Source organism: Caballeronia choica (genome assembly GCF_001544535.1).
Lineage (GTDB): Bacteria > Pseudomonadota > Gammaproteobacteria > Burkholderiales > Burkholderiaceae > Caballeronia > Caballeronia choica.
The window spans coordinates 1-3,687 of record NZ_FCON02000321.1 but is presented as its reverse complement, the minus strand read 5'-3'; the positions used below and the strand labels follow the sequence as shown (position 1 = coordinate 3,687).

At 67.9% G+C, this 3,687-nt stretch carries 6 protein-coding genes and 1 pseudogene; 2 read left to right on the top strand and 5 right to left on the bottom strand.

Annotated elements, in window-relative coordinates:
* From AWB68_RS51795 to AWB68_RS48645, 5 genes and pseudogenes are all read right to left on the bottom strand, one after another.
* A partial coding sequence (locus AWB68_RS51795) for a zinc-binding dehydrogenase (RefSeq protein WP_374729664.1) occupies window positions 1–515 on the bottom strand: 515 nt, incomplete at its 3' end.
* An 85-nt stretch (window positions 516–600) separates the two neighbouring features.
* Window positions 601–1,257: pseudogene (locus AWB68_RS43190) on the bottom strand (NAD(P)-dependent alcohol dehydrogenase); the annotation flags it as partial.
* A gap of 92 nt (window positions 1,258–1,349) precedes the next feature.
* Window positions 1,350–1,811 carry a hypothetical protein gene (locus tag AWB68_RS43185; protein WP_087650220.1) on the bottom strand — a complete coding sequence of 154 codons (462 nt, stop codon included), beginning with the start codon at window positions 1,809–1,811 and terminating at the stop codon, window positions 1,350–1,352.
* Between the two features lie 17 nt (window positions 1,812–1,828).
* Complete coding sequence (locus AWB68_RS43180; protein ID WP_087650219.1) at window positions 1,829–2,152, bottom strand: DUF3703 domain-containing protein; 324 nt, start codon at window positions 2,150–2,152, stop codon at window positions 1,829–1,831.
* Between the two features lie 100 nt (window positions 2,153–2,252).
* A complete protein-coding gene (locus tag AWB68_RS48645; RefSeq protein WP_160110184.1) occupies window positions 2,253–2,405 on the bottom strand; it encodes a hypothetical protein in 153 nt (50 codons plus the stop codon).
* Between the two features lie 304 nt (window positions 2,406–2,709).
* Between AWB68_RS48645 and AWB68_RS43170 the strand changes: the two genes are divergently transcribed.
* Together AWB68_RS43170 and AWB68_RS43165 are read left to right on the top strand one after the other, a co-directional pair.
* On the top strand, window positions 2,710–3,201 hold the full coding sequence (locus AWB68_RS43170; protein WP_087650217.1) for a DUF2938 family protein: 492 nt from the start codon (window positions 2,710–2,712) through the stop codon (window positions 3,199–3,201).
* A gap of 75 nt (window positions 3,202–3,276) precedes the next feature.
* On the top strand, window positions 3,277–3,687 hold a 411-nt coding region (locus tag AWB68_RS43165), incomplete at its 3' end, for a hypothetical protein (RefSeq protein WP_143282042.1).

The window sequence follows — 3,687 nt, the reverse complement described above, 5'->3', positions numbered from 1 at the left end:
CTCGAGGGCCTGCGGCGACTGTTCCTCAGTGCTGGCGCACTGGTGGATTCTGCCGAGTCAATAAAGGGATTCGAAGCGATTCTCGCCGACGATGGCCGCGCACCCGACATCATTGTCACCGATATCCGGCTGCGCGACGGGCCGACTGGCATTGAGGCGCTTTCCCGATCTCGCGTCGCCCTAAACCTGCCGGTCGGACCCGCACACAGACGCCAACACCCGAAGAATGCCACGCAGCGTCGAACGACGGCCGGTACGTCGTTGCCATCGGCGCCCTCGCCGCGGGTCAAGCGCGCATCATTCGCGGCTTCATCCGCCTCGGGAAGCGACGGTAGCCCTCTCCCAGCGACGCGAAGGACGAGCTTGCCACGCACCGGGCTCGACACCAGCGCGCACATTCCGTCCGCTGCCTCCTCGAGCGGGAAGGTGCGGTCGACGGCGGGAGTCACGCCTCGCTGCCCGAGGATTTCGGCGAGCGCCTGCAGCGGTTCCGGCTTCACGAAACCCACCAGCATCGCCAGCCGCTGCTTCAGGAACATCGACCATAGCGCCGCGCAGCGTCCGCCCCATGCTACCGAAGAAGCGGTCACCGCCTTCGCCGCCGCCGAGCACCAACGTACCCCGCGGCGCGAGCGCCTTGCGCAGTGCGCTCAATGGGCGGTTGCCCGCGAGATCGAGGATCACATCGAAGCGGCCATCGGTGGGCAACAGCACCTTCGTGTAGTCGATGACCGAGGTGGCGCCGAGCGAGCAGACAAACTCGACCTTCGAGGTGCTGCACACCGCGGTGACGTGAGCGCCGAAGTGCCGGGCGAGCTGCACGGCCCACGAGCCGACGCCGCCACCCGCGCCGATCACGCATACCGACTGGCCAGGCTTCACCTTCGCCACGTCGCGCAGACCGATGAGCGCGGTCACGCCGGAAATCGCCGACGCCGCCGCTTGCTCGAAGCTCAGGCGCGCAGGCTTGCGGCAGAGCTGATCTTCACGCGCGCAAGTGAACTCAGCGAACGTCCGCGACGCCGCGCCGAACACCGCGTCACCGACCTTGAAGCGCGTCACCTCGGCGCCGACGGCCTCCACCACGCCGCTCACGTCCATGCCAAGCACGCGCTGCTTCGGCTTAGTCAGGCCCGTTGCGAGCCTTATCGCGTACGGCTTGCCGGAGATGAGGTGCCACTGGCCGTAATCGAACCCGGTGGCCTTCACGCGAATTAGCACTTCGTTCTTCTTCGGCACGGGACGCTCGAGCGTCATGACCTGGAGCACTTCGGGGTTGCCGTAGCGCGAATGGATGACGGCCTTCATGAGGACTCTCCGTGCTGCGGGCACGACCATGCCCGCAGCGGTTAGGGTGGAACTGCGCCCTTGATCACATGGCGCCCGCGCTCGGCAGGGACCGAAGCTCTTCTGCGCTCGCTCCCTCGGGCGCGAGCCAGCATGGCCAAGGCCACGAACGCCGCCGCAGTCACGTCGAAGGTCATGCAAAACCCCGGCCAGACTCGCGGCACGCCGATGTTGTGCACGACGTGGTGGTGGAAGCCGTCCATCACGCCGTGCCCGGCCAGTGCGACGACGGCGATCCATGGGTTGTACCTGAACCCCGCCACCGCCCCGGCAACAAAGATGGCCGCGATCGCCAGCTCGGACAGCATGACCTCTCTGCGGCCATCGATGACGGCGAACGCGAGGTAGTAAGAGGCGACGGCGATGAGCACGGCGGGGTAGAACACGCGCTCGCGGTCCATGCCCAGCCCCGCCGCTGCGCCGCAGAAGAGCAGCGCGAGGGTGATCCCGACGATGTATTCCATGGCGTGATCTCCCCGGCTCAAGGCACGAGGTGCCGCAGGTCGTCGGGCACGGGCATCGGCTTCAAGGCATTGACACGCGCCCGCCCGCTGTTGCCGCGCGGCACCCACAGGCGCGAGAACAGGATCGAGGCCACGATCCGTGGCACCTGGCCGACGACTTCGCGCACGTCGCCGCGGCGCAGGCCGGCGACCAGCATCCGCCAATGGATGAAGGTGTGTCGGCCCGTCATTCGTTGGGCCAGCACATGCGCCCGCTCGAGATGCCGCAAGGCGGTCTCGAAGTCAGCCCGCCGCAGCGCCCGATCGGCCCGTTCCACTTCCTGTTCGTACGCTTCGTCCACGTCGGTGCTCCTGGTTCTGCGAACGCGACATGTGTTCGCCGCTGTGCAATGTCGGCGACGCGGGCGGGCAGCGACAGCAACATGCGCCCAACCGTCGAAATCAGTCGGGCAAGGGTTCGAATACGCCCTCGAACGGTCGATGGCGGCGACCGGCGCAGCGTGCGCGCTCCGGCAGCCCGGCACGCCGCGACGGCGTGACCAGCCGGTCGATCGGCGAGACCGCTCCCGCACGCGTGCCGACCGTTCGTCTCATGGGACTGTCCGTACGCTGCTGCTGCGCCGAAAGTCCAGCCATCGAAGACATCCCGTCGTCGATGTAACCCGAAGGAACGCCACCATGAACGCCACCCAACCATTCCCCTGCAACTGCACCACGTGCCCCGGTACCGGCTGCACCTGCGGCTGCCAGCAAGCCGCCGAGCAGACCGCCGGCGCCTGCGGCCCGCAATGCCAATGCGGCGCCGGCGCCAGCTGCGCCCAACCCTGAGCCCGGTTGCATCCGGCACCCTGACCTCGCGGGTCGATCCCGCCCCGCTTCCACACGAAGGAACCTGTCCGTGAACAGCTTTGTCCTGGCCTATGTCGGCGGCATCGTCGGCGCCGTCCTGATGGACATCACCGAGACGCTCGCCGCCCGGGTGGGCCTGACGAGCGGCGTCAGCGTCGCCCTGGTCGGCCGCTGGGCGCTGGGCCTGCTGCGCGGGCAATGGGCTCATGCCGACATCGCCCGCTCCCCGGCACGGCCGGGCGAGGTGCGGACGGGCTGGGCGTTTCACTTTCTCGTCGGTGGCGGCGGGGTCGCGCTGCTGTACGCTGCCTTCGTCCATGCCGCGGGCTTCAACGCGCCCATCCATCACCTCTGGGGTGGTGTAATCTTCGGTGCGGCGACTTCGCTGTTGCCTTGGCTGCTGCTGCTGCCGGCATTCGGCTGGGGCTGGTTCGGCGGGCGTGGGCCGCGCGGGTCCAATGCCCTGCTGGCCAGCATGGTCTCGCACATTCCCTACGGGCTTGGCGTCGGGGTCGTGATGGCGCTGGGCTCGCGCCTCTAGCGGCTTGGCGTTGCATCACGCTGGCCCTAGCGTTGCGCCGGCGGGGTCCACACTCTCGAAGCACCACTGCCCACCATGTATCTCTCTACGACGCGCACCGACGAGTTGTGGCCCGACACGCTGAAAGGCGCGCTGCGCGCCATCGCAATCGCCGCCTTCTTCTTGGCGCTCGCTGCGACGCTGCTGTACGTGCTGTCCCCCGGGCTCGACACCTGGCCCCGGCTGCTGGTGTTCCATGAGTCCGTGGGCCTGACGATGGTGGCCTGCGTGCTGCTGCTGCGGTACACGCGCGCCTTCGCGCGATTCAAATCGATGACCCGCTGGCTCCTCACCGGAGTCATTGCCATTCCGACCGGCTTCTTCGTGGGGCACCAGTTCGCCTTCCTGTTCCTGGGCGAGCCGCTGCGCATGGTCGGCTACTTGAGCGTCAGCCTGATCCCGATCCTCTTCACCCTGGTGGTGGGTGGTCTGGGCCTGCACTCGTTT